Origin of the sequence: Flavobacterium aeripolare (assembly GCF_013294025.1) — a bacterium.
Taxonomy (GTDB): domain Bacteria; phylum Bacteroidota; class Bacteroidia; order Flavobacteriales; family Flavobacteriaceae; genus Flavobacterium.
The window spans coordinates 1-18,643 of sequence record NZ_JABSNL010000010.1 but is presented as its reverse complement, the minus strand read 5'-3'; the positions used below and the strand labels follow the sequence as shown (position 1 = coordinate 18,643).

Annotated in this window: 13 protein-coding genes; 10 read left to right on the top strand and 3 right to left on the bottom strand. The window is 34.1% G+C overall.

Going from position 1 to position 18,643, the window contains the following annotated elements:
- The first annotated feature begins 20 nt into the window (after positions 1–20).
- The gene (uvrB, locus tag HNQ00_RS12045) at positions 21–2,012 is read left to right on the top strand and encodes an excinuclease ABC subunit UvrB (RefSeq protein ID WP_173838753.1); all 1,992 of its coding nucleotides are present in this window, start codon (positions 21–23) and stop codon (positions 2,010–2,012) included.
- Here the strand turns inward: uvrB and HNQ00_RS12040 are convergent.
- Entirely contained in the window at positions 2,009–2,410 is a 402-nt protein-coding gene (locus HNQ00_RS12040; protein WP_173838752.1) for an excinuclease ABC subunit B, read from the bottom strand. The genes uvrB and HNQ00_RS12040 overlap by 4 nt on opposite strands.
- 52 nt (positions 2,411–2,462) lie before the next feature.
- On the opposite strand from HNQ00_RS12040, the gene HNQ00_RS12035 reads away from it, so the two are divergent.
- The 4 genes from HNQ00_RS12035 to HNQ00_RS12020 all read left to right on the top strand — a co-directional run bounded on the left by HNQ00_RS12035 (position 2,463) and on the right by HNQ00_RS12020 (position 5,527).
- A complete protein-coding gene (locus HNQ00_RS12035; RefSeq protein WP_371739202.1) occupies positions 2,463–3,269 on the top strand; it encodes an alpha/beta hydrolase in 807 nt (268 codons plus the stop codon).
- A 54-nt stretch (positions 3,270–3,323) separates the two neighbouring features.
- Entirely contained in the window at positions 3,324–4,334 is a 1,011-nt protein-coding gene (locus HNQ00_RS12030; RefSeq protein WP_173838751.1) for a dipeptide epimerase, read from the top strand.
- 65 nt (positions 4,335–4,399) lie between these two features.
- Positions 4,400–4,864, top strand: coding sequence for a DUF1456 family protein (locus HNQ00_RS12025; RefSeq protein ID WP_173838750.1), 465 nt, complete (start codon positions 4,400–4,402; stop codon positions 4,862–4,864).
- 3 nt (positions 4,865–4,867) lie between these two features.
- A complete protein-coding gene (locus tag HNQ00_RS12020) occupies positions 4,868–5,527 on the top strand; it encodes an NAD(P)H-binding protein (protein WP_173838749.1) in 660 nt (219 codons plus the stop codon).
- Between the two features lie 98 nt (positions 5,528–5,625).
- Here the strand turns inward: HNQ00_RS12020 and sucC are convergent, their stop codons facing one another.
- Positions 5,626–6,819: an ADP-forming succinate--CoA ligase subunit beta gene (gene sucC, locus HNQ00_RS12015; protein ID WP_173838748.1), complete on the bottom strand. Its 1,194-nt coding sequence runs from the start codon at positions 6,817–6,819 to the stop codon at positions 5,626–5,628.
- Between the two features lie 440 nt (positions 6,820–7,259).
- Here sucC and gltB point away from each other — a divergent pair, with 440 nt between their 5' ends.
- From gltB to lysA, 3 genes are all read left to right on the top strand, one after another.
- Entirely contained in the window at positions 7,260–11,780 is a 4,521-nt protein-coding gene (gene gltB, locus HNQ00_RS12010) for a glutamate synthase large subunit (protein WP_173838747.1), read from the top strand.
- 2 nt (positions 11,781–11,782) lie between these two features.
- Entirely contained in the window at positions 11,783–13,237 is a 1,455-nt protein-coding gene (locus tag HNQ00_RS12005; RefSeq protein ID WP_173838746.1) for a glutamate synthase subunit beta, read from the top strand.
- 315 nt (positions 13,238–13,552) lie between these two features.
- The gene (lysA, locus tag HNQ00_RS12000; protein ID WP_173838745.1) at positions 13,553–14,767 is read left to right on the top strand and encodes a diaminopimelate decarboxylase; all 1,215 of its coding nucleotides are present in this window, start codon (positions 13,553–13,555) and stop codon (positions 14,765–14,767) included.
- A 63-nt stretch (positions 14,768–14,830) separates the two neighbouring features.
- Here lysA and pafA read toward each other — a convergent pair whose 3' ends face one another.
- Positions 14,831–16,444, bottom strand: a complete 1,614-nt coding sequence (pafA, locus tag HNQ00_RS11995) for an alkaline phosphatase PafA (RefSeq protein WP_173838744.1) — start codon at positions 16,442–16,444, stop codon at positions 14,831–14,833.
- 365 nt (positions 16,445–16,809) lie between these two features.
- On the opposite strand from pafA, the gene HNQ00_RS11990 reads away from it, so the two are divergent.
- Positions 16,810–17,112 carry an ISAon1 family transposase N-terminal region protein gene (locus HNQ00_RS11990; RefSeq protein ID WP_254598515.1) on the top strand — a complete coding sequence of 101 codons (303 nt, stop codon included), beginning with the start codon at positions 16,810–16,812 and terminating at the stop codon, positions 17,110–17,112.
- Positions 17,113–17,166: 54 nt separating this feature from the next.
- On the top strand, positions 17,167–18,126 hold the full coding sequence (locus tag HNQ00_RS11985) for an ISAon1 family transposase (protein ID WP_463671354.1): 960 nt from the start codon (positions 17,167–17,169) through the stop codon (positions 18,124–18,126).
- Positions 18,127–18,643: the final 517 nt, after the last annotated feature.

Here is an 18,643-nt window from a genome sequence, read left to right as displayed (position 1 = left end):
TAATGTCTGTCAATCAAATTATGAATTTTCAAGTAGTATCAGATTATCAACCTAAAGGAGATCAACCACTAGCAATTGACAAATTAAGTCAAGGTATTGTTGATGGTGAAAAATTTCAAACTTTACTAGGGGTTACAGGATCAGGTAAAACATTTACCGTTGCAAATGTAATTCAAGAAGTGCAAAGACCTACTTTAGTTCTTGCTCATAATAAAACATTGGCAGCACAATTATACTCTGAGTTTAAACAGTTTTTTCCTAACAATGCTGTAGAATATTTTGTATCGTACTACGACTACTATCAACCCGAAGCTTTCATGCCTGTAACGGGTGTTTTTATAGAAAAGGATTTATCTATCAATGAAGAGTTAGAAAAGATGCGTTTAAGTACTACTTCTTCCCTTCTTTCAGGTCGTCGTGACATTCTTGTTGTGGCTTCGGTGTCTTGTTTGTATGGTATAGGTAACCCTGTCGAATTCCAAAAGAATGTAATCGAAATTGAGAAAGACCAAGTAATTTCTAGAACTAAATTGCTGCATCAATTAGTGCAAAGTTTGTATTCAAGAACCGAAGCTGATTTCAATCCTGGGAATTTCAGGATTAAAGGCGACATTGTAGAGGTGTACCCTAGTTATGCTGATGATGCTTTTCGAATTCACTTCTTTGGTGACGAAATTGAAGAGATAGAGTCATTTGACGTCAAAGACGCTTCGGTTATAGAGAAATTTGAGAAATTGACCATCTATCCAGCAAATATGTTTGTGACTTCTCCAGATGTCTTACAAGGTGCAATTTGGGATATACAGCAAGATCTTGTAAAGCAAGTGGATTATTTTAAAGAAATAGGAAAACATCTTGAGGCAAAAAGACTAGAAGAGAGAACCAATTTTGATTTAGAGATGATACGGGAGTTGGGCTATTGTTCTGGTATCGAAAACTACTCTCGTTATCTAGATGGTAGACTTCCTGGAACAAGACCATTCTGTCTTTTAGATTATTTCCCCAAAGACTTCTTGATGGTTGTCGATGAAAGTCACGTTACACTATCTCAAGTTCATGCGATGTATGGTGGTGACCGTAGCCGCAAGGAAAACTTAGTAGAATACGGTTTTAGACTACCTGCGGCAATGGACAATCGTCCTTTAAAATTTGACGAATTTGAAGCTATGCAAAATCAAGTAATTTATGTATCCGCTACTCCAGCTGATTATGAATTACAAAAAACTGAGGGTGTGGTGGTAGAACAAGTCATTCGTCCTACAGGATTATTAGATCCTATAATCGAAATTCGTCCTAGCTTGAATCAAATAGACGATTTAATCGAAGAGATTCATGTACGATGCGAGCTAGATGAGCGTGTTCTTGTTACTACCTTAACAAAGAGAATGGCAGAAGAATTAGCTAAGTATTTGACTAAAGTTAATATACGTTGTCGCTACATACACTCTGACATAGACACACTAGAGCGTATTGAAATTATGCAAGACTTGCGTAAAGGGTTGTTTGATGTTCTTATTGGTGTCAACTTACTTCGTGAAGGTCTTGATTTACCAGAAGTTTCTCTTGTGGCAATTCTAGACGCTGACAAAGAAGGTTTCTTGAGAAGTCACCGTTCTTTAACGCAAACAATTGGTCGTGCTGCAAGAAACTTAAATGGTAAAGCGATCATGTATGCTGATAAAATAACAGCAAGCATGCAAAAAACTATTGATGAAACTGATTATAGAAGAACCAAGCAAATCAATTACAATACTAAAAACAATATCACGCCACAAGCACTGAATAAGAAGATAGAAAGTGCTTTTATCAAGAGTCCGTTAATTGAGCAGGAATTGGGACACAGCCTATCTGCGGCTGCTGAACCAGAGAATTTATATTTATCAAAACCTGAAATTGATAAATTAATCAGAGAGAAACGTAAATCTATGGAAAAAGCAGCAAAAGATTTGGACTTTATGCAGGCAGCAAAACTGCGTGACGAAATAAAAAATCTACAAAAGCAAATGAACTAATCGTGAAACTCTTTATATATTTTCAATAAGGCTTCGGGAGAAATTACAGTGTTAGGCATTTTTTCCATTTTACGTAACACCTTTTTAGTCGCGTCTGGGTTGATTCCCATACTAATCGAAATTTGGTGAATAGTATTCGATTCATTCGTATTCAAAACTTTCCCTTGGTGCATTAAAAAAGCCAAACGGTAAAACTGCTGCATACGTCTAAATCCCGTTTTTGCGTTTATCACAGGTAAATCCAACAGAAATAGATTATTAAAATCACCTTTTTCTAAATCTAATGCGTTAGCAATAACAAACAGGAAATCATAGTCTTTTTTTGGCAATACACCATCTTCAGTAGAAAATGCAATCATATCTAAAAGCAGATTCTTTTTTTCTTCGTAAGTTTCCATTATATTTTTTTTTAGCTAAAATATCCTTTTTAATACTAAAACCCAAGAAGAAATGATGATTAAACAATTTTGGCTGTTTTTTATAGTTTTTTTTATCAGTGCTAGCAATCAAGCGCAAAATATAACAGCTTTAAATCGATTGCCTAGTTTTACTCTCGCCTCACCACAGTTGCACTTGAATAAGAAAATATGGGCTTACCTTCCCTATAATTATGAGAAGACTCACAAAAGGTTTCCAGTACTTTACATGCACGATGCTCAAAATTTATTCGATGATAAAACTGCTTATGCAGGAGAATGGAATGTCGATGAAAAATTAGATAGTTTAAAGGCTGAAATCATTGTAATAGGAATCGAACACGGTAATGAGAATAGAATAACGGAACTTACACCTTTTAAAAATGAAAAATATGGCGGTGGCAACGCAAGTAATTATGTTGACTTTATCGTTGAAACTTTAAAGCCAGAAATTGACAGTCGTTATAGAACCAAATCTAATCGCAAGAATACCTTAATGATGGGTAGTTCACTGGGAGGATTAGTGACCTTGTATAGCGGTTTAAAATACCCTGATGTATTTGGGAAACTGGCTGTATTCTCTCCTTCGCTATGGTTTTCGAATAAAATATTTGAAGCAGTGTCACTTTCGAATAAAATATCCAGTAAAATATATTTATTATCAGGAGACGAGGAAGATGACAGCATGACAACCGATAGCAAAAAATTAGAATCCATACTGATTTCACAGAAAGGATTTAATGACAAAAATTTGAAAAAAGAAATTATTAAACACGGTAAGCATAATGAAAAATTGTGGCGAGATAATTTTGTTACTGCTTTATTGTGGCTAGGTTATTAAGTATTTCACTATATTTATTGTAGGCACACAACTTTTATTCCAACACCTATTCTCATGCAGCTGACTTTAAAAAAATACGATCTTAAATTACAACATACATTTACTATATCACGAGTGTCGATTGATGTGCAACCTACTTTGATTGTATCTCTCACTATAAACGGCCTCACAGGATATGGCGCTGCGACTGCCAATCCCTATTACGAAATCACCGTAGAAAAAATGCAACTGACACTGCAAAAACTAACTCCTATAATTGAACAATCAGCTGCAACAAAGCCTGAGGAATTCTGGGATGAAATGCTCCCTCATTTAAAACATGATTTATTCTCACTTTGTGCATTAGACATGGCTTTTACAGATCTTTGTGCACGTCAACGCGGTCAAAAACTATATGAGTATTGGAACTACGATATATCAAATAATCCGTTAACTAATTATACGATAGGAATAGCTTCTATAGAAAAAATGGTTCAAAAAATGCAAGAAATGCCTTGGCCTATCTACAAAATTAAATTAGGAACAAAAGAGGATATTGCCATCATAACAGAATTAAGAAAGCACAGTAACGCAATATTTAGAGTAGACGCAAATTGTGGATGGGGAGTTCAAGAAACGATTGACAACGCTATCGTTCTAAAAGAGCTAGGTGTAGAATTTATAGAGCAACCGCTTAAAGCAACAAACTGGAAAGGGCACAAAGAAGTTTTTAATAATGCTGTTCTACCTATTATCGCAGATGAAAGCTGCATTACAGAAACCGATATCGTTAAATGTCACAACCACTTTCACGGGGTTAATGTCAAACTAATGAAATGTGGCGGACTAACACCTGCGAGAAGAATGTTAGTAAACGCAAAAAAACTGGGTCTTAAAACTATGGTAGGATGCATGACGGAGTCAAATGTTGGGATTTCGGCGATTGCACATTTATTACCTTTGCTAGACTATGTAGATATGGATGGCGCTCTACTGTTAAAAGAAGATATCGCAACTGGTGTAACATTAGAGTACGGAAAGCTGAGCTATTCAAGTGGTAATGGCACAGGGGTTTCCTTATTGTAATTACTGAAATTTTATTTGAACTGAAATTAATATAAAACGTACCTTTGTAAAAAAAACATAACATCTTGACAAATAACGATATCTTTAAGAAATTACGTGTGGCATTAATGCTTCGCGACGACCAAATAATTGAAATCCTAGAATTAGTTGATTTTAGAATCACTAAATCTGAATTGGGAGCATTTTTCCGTGATGAAAAACACGAAAATTATATGGAGTGTGGAGATCAAGTTCTTCGCAATTTTCTTAACGCGCTTGTAATACACTTACGTGGGACAAAAGAAAATCCTAAAAACCCAAATGATGTTTTAGCAAAACATAAAGCACAAATTCCTGCTAAAAGTACTTCTAAGGAGAGAGTAGAGTTTAAAGCAAAACCTAGAGACGAAGAGCAGTCGAGAGCTGATGAAGCTCCTTCTAAAACTAGCGCAGCTAAAAAACCATTTAAGAAGCAATTCCCTAAAGGTAACAATAAAACGCAAGTTGTAGAAAAGGTAAAATTCAACTTTGGGAAAAACAAAAAAGGTTAAATCATGAAAACTGCCTTAATAATAGGAAGTACCGGTTTAATAGGTTCTGCATTGTTACAAAATTTACTGAATAACAAAGAGTACAGCAAGGTAATTGCTTTTAATAAAAGAAAAACGGCTATTAGCCATCCCAAATTAATTGAGGAGATTATCGATTTCAATACTATAGAATCGTACGAATCATTAGTTAAAGGAGATGATTTCTTTTGTACAATAGGTACAACAATTAAAAAAGCGGGCAGTAAAGAAGCTTTTAAAAAAGTAGATTTTGACTACCCTCAAAGATTTGCTACCATTGCATTAAAAAACGGAGTGAATCAATTTTTGATTATTTCTTCGATGGGTGCTGATAAGGATTCGAGTAATTTTTACTTGAAAACTAAGGGAAGCATAGAAGAATTTTTAAAGCAGTCAGGATTTAATAGCGTCGCAGTATTGCGCCCTTCTATACTTTTAGGAAACAGAGATGAGTTTCGCTTTGGAGAAAAAATTGGTGGTTTTGTAATGAAAGCTTTCTCATTTTTATTAATTGGAAATCTGAAGAATTACAAACCTATTGAAAGTACTACGGTAGCGAAGGCATTAGAAGTTATTGCTTTACAAAACACAACTGGCTTTAACGTATACAGTTCAGCTGATATAGCCCAAATAGTCAATTCATAAACAAAAGGAATTCAAGCCTTAATTATAAGTGAGCTTAAAACATAAAAAAACCTGTTAGTCAAACTAACAGGTTTTTTTGTACATCTATTTTTTTCTAATTAAGAAAGTGCCGCTTGTACTTGGTCAGCTGCTTCTTGAAATTCAACAGCAGATAAGATTGGCATTCCAGAATTGTCAATTAATTCTTTTGCGATAGCTGCATTTGTACCTTGTAAACGAACAATGATTGGTACTTTAATTGCATCACCCATATTTTTGTATGCATCAACAACACCTTGAGCTACACGGTCACAACGAACGATACCTCCAAAAATGTTAATTAAAATAGCTTTAACGTTAGGATCTTTTAAGATAATACGGAAAGCTGTTTCAACACGTTTTGCATCAGCAGTTCCACCTACGTCAAGGAAGTTTGCAGGCTCAAAACCAGCATACTTAATTAAATCCATAGTTGCCATTGCTAAACCAGCTCCGTTAACCATACATCCTACAGAACCATCAAGATCCACATAGTTTAATCCTACTTCTTTAGCTTCAACTTCAATTGGATTTTCTTCAAGAATATCACGCATGTCGTTATATTTTGGTTGTCTGTATAAAGCATTATCATCGATATTTACTTTAGCATCAACAGCCAATATTTTATCATCAGAAGTTTTTAAAACTGGATTGATTTCAAACATAGAAGCATCAGATCCAATGTATGCATTGTATAAAGCACCAATGAATTTAACCATTTCTTTATGAGCGTTTCCAGAAAGTCCTAAGTTAAAAGCAATTCTTCTTGCTTGAAAACCTTGTAAACCTACAGAAGGATCAACTTCTTCAGTAAAAATTAAATGTGGCGTGTGCTCAGCAACTTCTTCAATATCCATTCCACCTTCAGTAGAATACATAATCATATTACGACCTGTAGCTCTATTTAAAAGTACAGAAACATAAAACTCATTAGTTTCAGATTCACCAGGATAGTAAACATCTTCAGCGATTAAAACTTTGTTTACTTTTTTACCTTCAGCAGAAGTTTGAGGAGTAACTAATTGCATTCCGATAATTTGTCCTGCAATTTCTTTAACTTGATCTAAGTTTTTAGCAAGTTTAACTCCACCACCTTTACCACGTCCACCTGCGTGAACTTGCGCTTTTACAACAAACCAACTCGTTCCCGTTTCAGTAGTTAATTGTTTTGCAGCTTCCACCGCTTCATCTGCAGTATTAGCAACGATTCCACGTTGAATGCGAACTCCGTAGCTAGCTAAAATCTCTTTTCCTTGATATTCGTGTATGTTCATAATATAGAATTTGTCTGAATCCTGAATTTATTTCAGAATATAAGTGGCACAAAAATAGCAAAATTCAACTAAACTGTGAAATGTTTTTGTTTATTTAAAATTTCTTATTGAAGAATTTATTTTTTGTCTTTCGAAAACTTTAAATAATGAATCTCAACTGCCATTTTAATTTAGATGAAGACTATTATTATTACCTCATAAAAAACACTACAACGATTGAATTTTACTCTTAAAATAGCGTTAAATGCCAATTTAATTTATTATTCAGTGATTTCAATGGTACTAGATTATTGATTTATTAATTGAGATATAGTCTCACAATACAATTATCAATAATTAGCCTTTATTCTATTATAACTATAAAAATATCAGCTTTAACTATCAATCAATACATTATTTTTATCGAATCCTGTATTTTTGTATAAAAAAAAATATAGAGCATGAAAGTTAAAGAACAAGGCCTTTATTTGCCAGAATTTGAACATGACAACTGTGGCGCAGGATTTATTTGTAACTTAAACGGAATAAAATCTAACGATATTATTCACAAAGCCCTCGATATCTTAATTAAATTAGAGCATCGTGGAGCGGTAAGTGCAGATGGTAGAACAGGAGATGGAGCAGGAATACTTTTTGATATTCCGCATAATTTTTTTAAGAAAGTTTGTGATTTTGAAATTCCAGAAACTAGAGAATATGCAGTGGGGATGCTATTCTTGCCAAAAAAAACAAACCAAGTAGATTTTTGTAAAAAAACATTCGAAAAAGCAGTAAGCGATCAAAATTTAAAAGTTATTGGTTGGAGAAATGTACCTGTCGATGTTACTAACTTAGGGGAAATTGCTGCTGAAAAAGAACCAACAGTGGTTCAAGTATTTGTAGGTAAAAACGATTTAGATTTAACAGAACAGGAATTTAACGCAAAATTATTTGCTGCTCGAAAAATAGGCGAACATATTATTAGAGATTCTAAAATTTCTCAAAGTCATATGTTTTATTTTTCTAGTCTATCTATAACTACAATAATATATAAAGGTCTTTTAATGCCCGAAGATATTAGTAGATATTACACCGATTTATCAGATACTGATTTGGTTACTCGTTTAGCATTAGTACATCAAAGATTCTCTACAAATACCTTCCCTTCTTGGGAGCTGGCACAACCATTTAGATACATGTGTCATAATGGAGAAATTAATACCCTTCGTGGAAACGTAAGTAGAATGCGTGCTCGAGAGGAATTGATGCAAAGTCCTATTTTTGGCGAAGACATAAAAAAGATGTTCCCTATTATATTAGAAGGTAAGTCAGATTCTGCTTCTATGGATATGGTTATCGAATTACTATTGATGACTGGTCGTACACTTCCAGAAGCAATGATGATGGTCGTTCCTGAGGCATGGGAAAAACATCAAACAATGTCTGATGAAAAGAAAGCTTTCTATGAATACAACGCATGTATTATGGAACCATGGGATGGCCCTGCTTCTATTCCTTTTACAGATGGAAATGTAATTGGTGCGTTATTAGATAGAAATGGACTGCGTCCTTCTCGATATACTTTAACTAAAAGTGGCTTTGTAATCATGTCTTCAGAAATTGGAGTACTTGATATAAAACCTGAAGATGTTATTCAGCATGGTCGTCTAGAACCAGGGAAAATGTTCCTTGTAGATATGAACGAAGGTCGTATCATTGAAGATGACGAAATTAAAAATGCGATTGTTACAAAACGTCCTTACCGTCAATGGCTAAATGAAAATTTATTACCACTTGCAAAAGTACCGTATACAAACAATGAAAATCCAACAGAGAAATTAGACTATGAAACAAGATTGCGTTTATTTGGTTATACACTTGAAGATGTAAATACTACAATAAACCCAATGGGAACTAAGGGTGCCGAAGTGATTAGCTCTATGGGTAACGATACGCCATTAGCAATTCTTTCAGAAAAACCACAGCTGTTATACAACTATTTCAAGCAATTATTTGCCCAAGTTACAAACCCACCTTTAGATGGAATTCGTGAGGAAATAATCACTGATATTAGTTTAGCCATTGGTGGTGACTACAACATCTTTGACATTGAATCGAAACAGTGTAAAAAATTAAAAATTCAAAATCCTGTTATTTCAAAAGAGGATTTAGATAAAATAAAAAATATTGACCATCCTGATTTTAAGTCGGCTTCAATTTCTACTTTGTATAAAATAGAAAAAGGAGTTAATGGCTTAGAGCGTGCCTTAGAAAAATGTGTACAAGCAACCTACAAGGCAGTAAATGAAGGATACAATATTATCATATTATCAGATAGAGGTGTAAGTGAAGAACTTGCTCCCATCCCTATGTTATTAGCCTGTTCATACATCCACCACTCTTTGAACAAATTGCAGGTAAGATCTAAATTCGGAATCATAATTGAATCTGCTGAGCCCCGTGAACCGCACCATTTTGCCTTATTATTTGGCTACGGTGCCAGTGCTATTAACCCTTATATGGTTAACGAAATTATTCGCGAGCAAGTAAGTAAAGGTTTCATTACAGGTGTTGATGCTGATTATGCTATTACAAATTATAATAAAGCTATCGCAAAAGGGATTCTGAAAATCATGAATAAAATTGGTATCTCTACGCTACATTCGTACAGAGCTGCACAGATTTTTGAAATATTAGGCTTGAATAAAACTTTTTCATCTAAGTACTTTCCATATACACCGTCAAGAATTGAAGGAATTGGTTTGATGGAAATCGAAAAAGAAATTAAACTGAGATATCAGAAAGCATTTCCTAATTCTAAAATTGCTGGTCTATTGCCACTAGAAATTGGAGGAATATATAGATGGAGAAGAAATGGTGAAAAACACATGTTTAATCCCACGACTATCGCAAAATTGCAACAGGCTGTTCGTTTAAATAGTCCAGAGAGTTACAAGGAATATTCTGATATGGTTAATCAGCAAAGTGCTAACTTAATGACCATTCGAGGCATGTTTGAGTTCAATAATTTAGATCCAATTTCTATTGATGAAGTAGAGCCATGGACCGAAATTGTGAAAAAATTCAAGACTGGTGCCATGTCTTATGGATCAATTAGTCAAGAAGCACACGAGAATTTAGCAATTGCAATGAACAGAATTGGCGGAAAAAGTAATTCTGGTGAAGGTGGAGAAAATCCAAAACGTTTTCAAAAAGAAGTAAACGGAGATTCAAAGAACAGTGCTATTAAGCAAGTAGCTTCTGGTCGTTTTGGAGTTTCGATTAATTATTTAACTAGCGCTAAAGAAATACAAATTAAAATGGCTCAAGGAGCTAAACCAGGTGAAGGTGGACAATTACCCGGTGAAAAAGTAGTCCCTTGGATTGCTGAGACTAGAAACTCTACACCTTACGTAGGGTTGATATCGCCACCACCACACCATGATATTTATTCGATCGAAGATTTATCTCAATTAATATTCGATTTAAAAAATGCCAACAGAGAAGCGCGTGTTAACGTAAAATTAGTTTCTGAAGTTGGTGTAGGAACAATTGCTGCCGGAGTTGCTAAAGCAAAAGCAGATGTAATCTTAATATCAGGTTACGATGGAGGAACAGGTGCTGCACCACTAACATCATTACAACATACTGGTATTCCATGGGAACTTGGTCTAGCCGAAGCACAACAAACATTGATATTAAATGATTTAAGAAGTCGTGTAGTATTAGAATGTGACGGGCAGCTTAAAACAGGTCGTGACGTCGCCATTGCAGCATTACTTGGTGCAGAAGAATTTGGTTTTGCAACAGCACCATTAGTTGCATCAGGTTGTATCATGATGAGAGCTTGCCACTTGAATACCTGTCCAGTGGGTATTGCAACACAAGATCCAGAATTAAGAAAAAATTTCAAAGGAACACCAGAGCACATCATTAATTTCATGTATTTTATTGCTGAAGAGTTAAGAGGGATCATGGCTGAACTAGGTTTTAGAACCTTAAAGGAAATGGTAGGGCAATCTCAAAAACTGAATGTGAATAAAGCAATTAAGCATTATAAAGCAAGTGGATTAGATTTGTCAACTATTTTATACAAGCCAGAAAAAGCTAAAACAGTACCTAATCACAATACAACGACACAGGATCACGCATTAGATAATGTATTAGATTTCGAAATAATAAAAGCGGCTATTCCTTCTATTTATCGAAAAGAAAAAACTAGAGTAACATTTGACATAAAAAACACAGACCGTTCAGTAGGAGCTATTTTAAGTAATGAAATATCAAAAATTTACGGAGCACAAGGCTTACCTGAAGACACTATACTAGTCGATTTTACAGGATCTGCAGGTCAAAGTTTTGGAGCATTTGCAACCAATGGTTTGTCCTTTAAAATCCATGGAAATTGTAATGATTACCTTGGAAAAGGATTGTCTGGAGGAAAATTAATTATTAAAGTACCACCTACAGCTACTTTTAAACCTGAAGAAAATATCATCATAGGTAATGTCGCGCTTTACGGTGCAATTACCGGAGAGGCCTATATTAATGGTATGGCGGGAGAACGCTTTTGTGTTAGGAATTCAGGGGCTACTGCGGTTGTAGAAGGAATTGGAGATCACGGTTGTGAGTACATGACTGGAGGAACAGTTGCTATCTTGGGAAGAACAGGACGAAACTTTGCTGCTGGTATGAGCGGTGGTGTCGCTTATGTTTATGATGAACACAAGCAATTTGAAAACGGACTTTGTAATATGGAAATGGTTGCATTAGAAACATTAGAAGAAGATGATTTAATAAAACTGAGACGTTTAATTAAAAACCATTCGATGTATACTAACAGTCCACTTGCTAAGAGATTATTAGAGGATTGGGAAAGCCAACAAAAACACTTCGTTAAAGTGATGCCACGTGACTATAAAATTGCGTTACAACGATTAGCAAAGGAACAGAAAATTGAAGAACTAATAGCAACAGCATAGTTATGGGAAAGATAGGAGGATTTAAAGAATACGATAGAACAGACGAAAGTAATATAGCAGTAGCAGACCGTGTAATTAATTACAACGAATTCACTATTCAATTACCTAAAGATAAAATTAAAGAGCAAGGTTCACGATGCATGGATTGCGGCATTCCTTTTTGCCACAGCTCATGTCCATTAGGAAATCTTATTCCTGATTTTAATGATATGGTTCATCAAGAAGAATGGCAAAGTGCCTTAGAGATATTACAATCGACAAATAATTTCCCTGAGTTCACCGGCCGCTTATGCCCTGCTCCATGCGAAAAATCATGTGTGTTAGGAATTATCGAAGAACCAGTGGCGATTGAAAATATTGAAAAAAATATTATCGAACGCGGTTTTGCAGAAGGATGGATTAAGCCACAAACTCCAGAAATAAGAACAGGAAAAACTGTAGCAGTAATAGGTTCTGGACCTGCAGGATTGGCAGCAGCCCAACAATTAAATCGTGCTGGACATACGGTAACCGTTTTTGAAAGAGACAACGCCATTGGTGGCTTGTTGCGTTACGGAATTCCGAATTTCAAACTAGAGAAAGGAATCATTGATCGCCGTGTAAAGGTCTTAGAATTAGAAGGAATCACTTTTAAAACCAATGTGAATGTTGGTGTAAATTATAGTGTAGATCAATTAAATGAATTTGATTCTATCGTTTTATGCGGAGGAGCAACGGAGAGAAGAAGCTTACCAACTAAAGGAATTGAAACAAAAGGTGTGGTGCAAGCCATGGACTTCTTGACACAACAAACTAAAGTACTTTACGGTGAGAAAATTGCTAACCAAATTAAAGCAACTGGCAAAGATGTAATTGTAATAGGCGGTGGAGATACAGGATCTGACTGCGTAGGTACATCAAACAGACAAGGTGCAAAATCAGTTACAAATTTTGAAATCATGCCAAAACCTCCAGTGGGAAGAAGCGAAACTACGCCATGGCCATATTGGCCATTACAACTTAAAACATCTTCATCTCATGAGGAAGGCTGCGAAAGAAATTGGTTAATAAACACTAAGGAATTCATAGCTAATGATCAAGGAGAATTAGTAGGACTAAAAACAGTTGAAGTAGCCTGGAAAATAACTCCCGGACAACGACCTGAACTAATAGAAAAAGAAGGGTCTGAAAAGACTTGGCCATGTGATCTTGCATTACTTGCCTTAGGATTTACTGGACCAGAGCAAACATTGAGTGAGCAATTAGGCCTTGAAACAGATATGAGAAGCAACTACAAAGCAACAAATTATCAAACAAGCAAGCCGAATATCTTCACAGCTGGTGACATGCGTCGCGGACAATCATTGATTGTTTGGGCAATTTCTGAAGGTCGTGAAGCAGCCCGAGAAGTAGATTTATTCTTGATGGGATCAACAAATTTACCTACAAAAGGTACTGGTGATCTACCAAATCTGTAACCAAAATAAATAAGTTAAAAATGGCTGCCAAATTAAATATTTAGGCAGCCATTTTATTTTTTAGTACCTAAGAATGTACTATCGTTATAGATTAAAATACTTCCTGATAAGTATCGTAGTGCAACAAGTCCTCGTTACCTTCGAATAAACTATAGTATCTATCAGCTATCTACAACTATAACTTGGTTGAAGACAAATTAACAATAAAATGGTTGTTTTGTTATAATTACAACTTTTTGTTACATTTTGTGAGAAATCATATAATCGCTTGTGGAAACAGATAAAGAGTAATAAATTTGCTTAAAAATAATAACGATGCAATCAAAAGACTTACTTCAACTAGCAGAACAATTTGGCAGTCCTCTATATGTATATGATGCCGAAAAAATAAAATCACAGTACAATAGATTAACTAAAGCTTTCTCTAAGGTACCTAATTTGCGCATCAACTATGCAATGAAAGCATTGTCTAACGTTGCTATACTACAACTACTTAAAGAAATGGGATCTGGACTAGATACAGTATCGATACAAGAAGTACAATTAGGACTTCACGCAGGATACGATCCAGAAAAAATATTCTATACCCCTAACGGAGTTTCTCTTGAAGAGATTGAAGAGGTAAACGCGATGGGAGTTCAAATTAATATTGATAATTTATCAATCCTAGAGCAATTTGGTGCTAAACATCCTAATGTTCCCGTATGTATACGTATCAATCCACACGTTATGGCAGGTGGAAACACTAACATTTCTGTGGGACATATTGATAGTAAATTTGGAATCTCAATTCACCAATTACCACATCTTGTTCGTATTGTTGAAAATACAAAAATGAACATTGTAGGTATTCACATGCACACTGGTTCAGACATTTTAGATATCGAAGTATTCTTATATGCTGCCGAAATATTATTTGATGCAGCTAGAAACTTCAAGAATCTAGAGTTTCTGGATTTTGGTAGTGGTTTTAAAGTTCCTTATAAAAAAGACGATATTGAAACAGATATTGAAGAGTTAGGAAAAAAATTATCTAAGAGATTCAACGCTTTCTGTATCGAATACGGTAAAGACCTAACCTTAATATTTGAACCAGGGAAATTTTTAGTTAGTGAAGCGGGACAATTCCTAGTAAAAGTAAATGTAATCAAACAAACTACTTCTACAGTTTTTGCAGGAATTGATAGTGGATTTAACCACCTTATACGACCGATGTTATACGGATCACAACACCATATCGAAAACATTTCAAATCCTAAAGGAAAGGAGCGCTTTTATTCGGTAGTAGGATATATATGTGAGACAGATACTTTTGCAAATAACAGAAGAATACCAGAAATTAAGGAAGGCGACATTTTAAGTTTTAGAAATGCAGGTGCTTATTGTTACTCAATGGCCTCCAACTATAATTCAAGATACAAACCAGCAGAAGTACTATGGATGAATGGTCAAGGTCACTTAATTCGTGCTCATGAAACATTTGAAGATTTACTAAAAAATCAAATTTCATTACCAGCTACAACAGTATAAAAGAAGTTAAAAAAAAAGGTGTATTTTATAAATACACCTTTTTTCTACAAAAAATTATAATGATTACTCATTTAAAACTTCTTCAAGAACGTTTGCTTCAGTTCCGTTAGGAAAAGCAACTTTAATTTTTTGAGCTATTGTTGGAGCTATCTGAGTAATTACCTTTTTATTGAAAGATTCTCCTTTCTTGATATGCCACCCGTAAAAAATAGCAGGAACATGTGTGTCATAAGTATAAGTAGTACCGTGAGAGGTACCAGTACCTTGATATTCAATGTAGCCTGGCTTATCTAATATAATCAAATCACCATTTTGAGTAACATCGTATCCTTTAGCAATGAAATTTAAATAATAATCATTTCCTGTAGCATTTAAAATTTCTTCCTCTGTATACACTCTCTTTACGTAATCTTGCTTCATTAAATAATCTTTAAAAGAATTTTTAACAGTAGTTAGGTCTAGTTTTTTGGCGTTTATGATCTCTTTATTAAAAAACAAATTGAAACTTCCATAATTAAGAACTAAATCAGCACCAAAAGTTCTCATTGAGAAATCTTTTAAATTAGCACGAATATCCTTTGGGCTAATGCTGTTAACGTTGTACTTATGATCCTTCAAGAAACTTACATTTTCGGCACCAGCGTGGTCAGCAGTTAGAAACAATAAATAATTATCTTTACCAACAGTTTTATCTAAATATTGCAAAAAGTCAGCAATAGTTTGATCTAATCTCAAATAGGTGTCTTGTAATTCCATTGATCTTGGTCCTAGTAAATGACCAACATAGTCCGTAGAAGAAAAACTAACAGTTAAAAAATCAGTAATATTATCTTTACCAAGCTCTTCTTTTTCTAAAGCTTTTTTAGCAAACTCAGCTAATAAATCATTTCCAAAAGGTGTTGATCGTAGTACACCAGCATCATTTTTAGCATACATCTCTTTAAGATTGTATGGAAAAACCGGTACTGCACTATCATATAATTTACCCTCATATGGATTATTATCGTCTAGACTTTCATTGTATGTAGCTTTTGGTTTCAAAAGGTCCCACCCTTTATTGATATAAGGCATATAATGCTTCTCATCATTAAATTTTTGAACCCAATCAGGTAATTTATTACCATAGAAACTACTAGAAATAAAAGAACCCGTTTTACTATACCAAAATGCCCAGTTGGCAAAGTGTCCAGCAGGCAAAATAGCTCCACGGTCTTTAAGACTCAAACCTATTACTTTACCTTGAAAATTTGTGCCAAGTCTTAATTCATCTGTTATAGTAGTAGTCAATAAATTTTTAGGAGACATTTCACCTTCTTCCTTTGTTCCATTACCTACAGTACTCACGTCAGCATCATCAGTACAATACATATCTTTACCTAGCTTTCTACTAAACCATTCGTTACTAACTATTCCATGAGAAGCAGGTGTTGTACCTGTGTAAATTGAAGCGTGACCTGGCGCAGTGTAAGTTGGCATGTAATTATAATGCATATTCTGAAAGGTATATCCATTATTCATCAAGCGCTTAAAACCATCATTAGAAAAGTCATCTGAAAAACGATATAAATATTCCATTTTCATTTGATCAACAACAATTCCTACCACAAGTTTCGGTCGCTCTTGAGCATACAAATTTGAAATAAAACCCGCAGTAAGCAACATTAAAATTTTTCTCATCTTAAAATTTATTTTTTGAACACAAAAATAAGGAATAATAAACAAAATGATTTAAACCAATCATTTTAATAAAGCGTACCTAATTTGATTTAACATTAATTTAGGGTTTAATTCATATTAAAATATTTGCAAACAAAAAGATATATTTTGCAAAATTCCGACCATATACATAACAATAAATTACGTGTGAAATGGAATATAATGACCAAAATATTCAATTGCAATCAAATAATTAAAATTAATCTCCTATTAAAAAAGGGAAGCCGCATAATGTACATTATTTAAATAGATTAATTACGGATCAAGACAAAAAGTTGTGGGGAAATATTTAAATAAGGATATTTGTATTTTAAAATCTTATCCCAATGCAAGAATCTTTTAATGAGATCCTAAAATTATTACTACCTGAGATAATAATAAACTATTTTGAACTTACATCTTATAAAAAAGAAAATGAAGCTCTCCATCTTTATCTAAAAGAGATTAATTCACTACCAAAAGAATATCATCAAAACAAATTAAGTTCAAGAGGATTCTTTGCTGAAATAACAGTCCAGGATTTCCCTATCCGTGGTTATAAAGTCTATCTTCATATCACTCGTAGAAGATGGCTTAATGAGGACACAGGTAAAATTGTTTTCAATCCCGAAGCTTCGGGAGGAATTTAGTAGCAGACGGAACTCGTGTAATACAGGAGTTTGCGTCTTTTTTAAAAGAGATCAATAGATTCTAGCCCAAATGATTGTAATACTATTGCTTCTTTCTATGGAGTTTCTGGCAAAAACCTCCAGTGTCAATACAAAGACTTTTTAAGTGATTTTAAAGCTTGGGATCAAATAAAACATTCAGAAGAATGGCTTATTTTTCCGCAAAACATTGGAATGAATCTATCAATAGATGAAACGTCTCTTTCAAATGGCGAACTCTACACTATTTTAACTAACAAATCTGGAAAAGGAAGAAAGGGAACTATTGTAGCTATGATTGCAGGAACTAAATCCGATACAGTTATTGCAGTGATAGAAAAAATTGCTCTTAAACAACGAAATCTAGTTAAAGAAATAACTTTAGACATGGCGGGAAATATGAATTTGATTGCCAAAAAATGCTTTCCTAATGCAACTCGTGTTACAGATCGATTTCATGTTCAAAAACTAGCTACAGAGGCTTTGCAGGAAATCAGGATTAAATATCGTTGGGAAGCTATTGATCAAGAAAATAATGCTATTGAAAAAGCAAAAAAAAGCAAATCAAATTTCGAATCTCAAATAATTTCAAATGGAGATACACTTAAGCAATTACTCGCAAGAAGTCACTATTTTCTATACAAAAACAAATCAAGATGGATGCAAAACCAAACGCAACGTGCCACTTTAATGTTTAAATTATATCCAGACATTTTAAAAGCATACGATTTAACACAAGACTTGCGTGCTATCTTTGACAGAACAACTGACAAAATCATTGGGTTTGCAAAACTAGCCAAATGGCATGAAAAAGTAGATCAATCCGGATTCAAATCTTTGGGAACAATCTCTCGTACAATTACAAATCATTATCAGACCATATTAAATTATTTTGACAACAGAAGTACTAATGCCTCTGCAGAATCATTCAATGCCAAAATAAAAGCCTTCAGATCACTCCCGATAGCTATCGGGATAGAGGTGTTAGAAATATAGGATACTTCCTTTTTAGGCTAACTAATATATATGCTTAATATGTCCCAATCCACAGGTTTTCGTTATGATCCTTAATTACTAAAGATCTTAGCCATAACAAACCATAAAATTAAATGCTTTTATCTAATCTAAAATCAATTATATTCGAATACATAATTAAATAACACTAAATAACATCTTTTTAAGATAGCTTATTAACTACAGTCTCATTAAAGGAAAATAGTGAAATCATAAGAATATTTAGAGGAAACGATCACAATTAATAATCTTTTCCAAAGAATAAAATTAAGCTATTTCTCTAATTTTCAACAATCTACAAAACTACACGACACATAAATGAAATATAATTATAGGATATGTTTGGATAAGTTGATCTATTTCTGGACGTGACATTTTACACAACAAAAAACCCTTATCCGATTGGATAAGGGTTCTTAGAGATCCTAAAATAAATTCAGGATAAAGAAAGGCGACGACATACTCTCCCACATAACTGCAGTACCATCTGCGCAGGCGG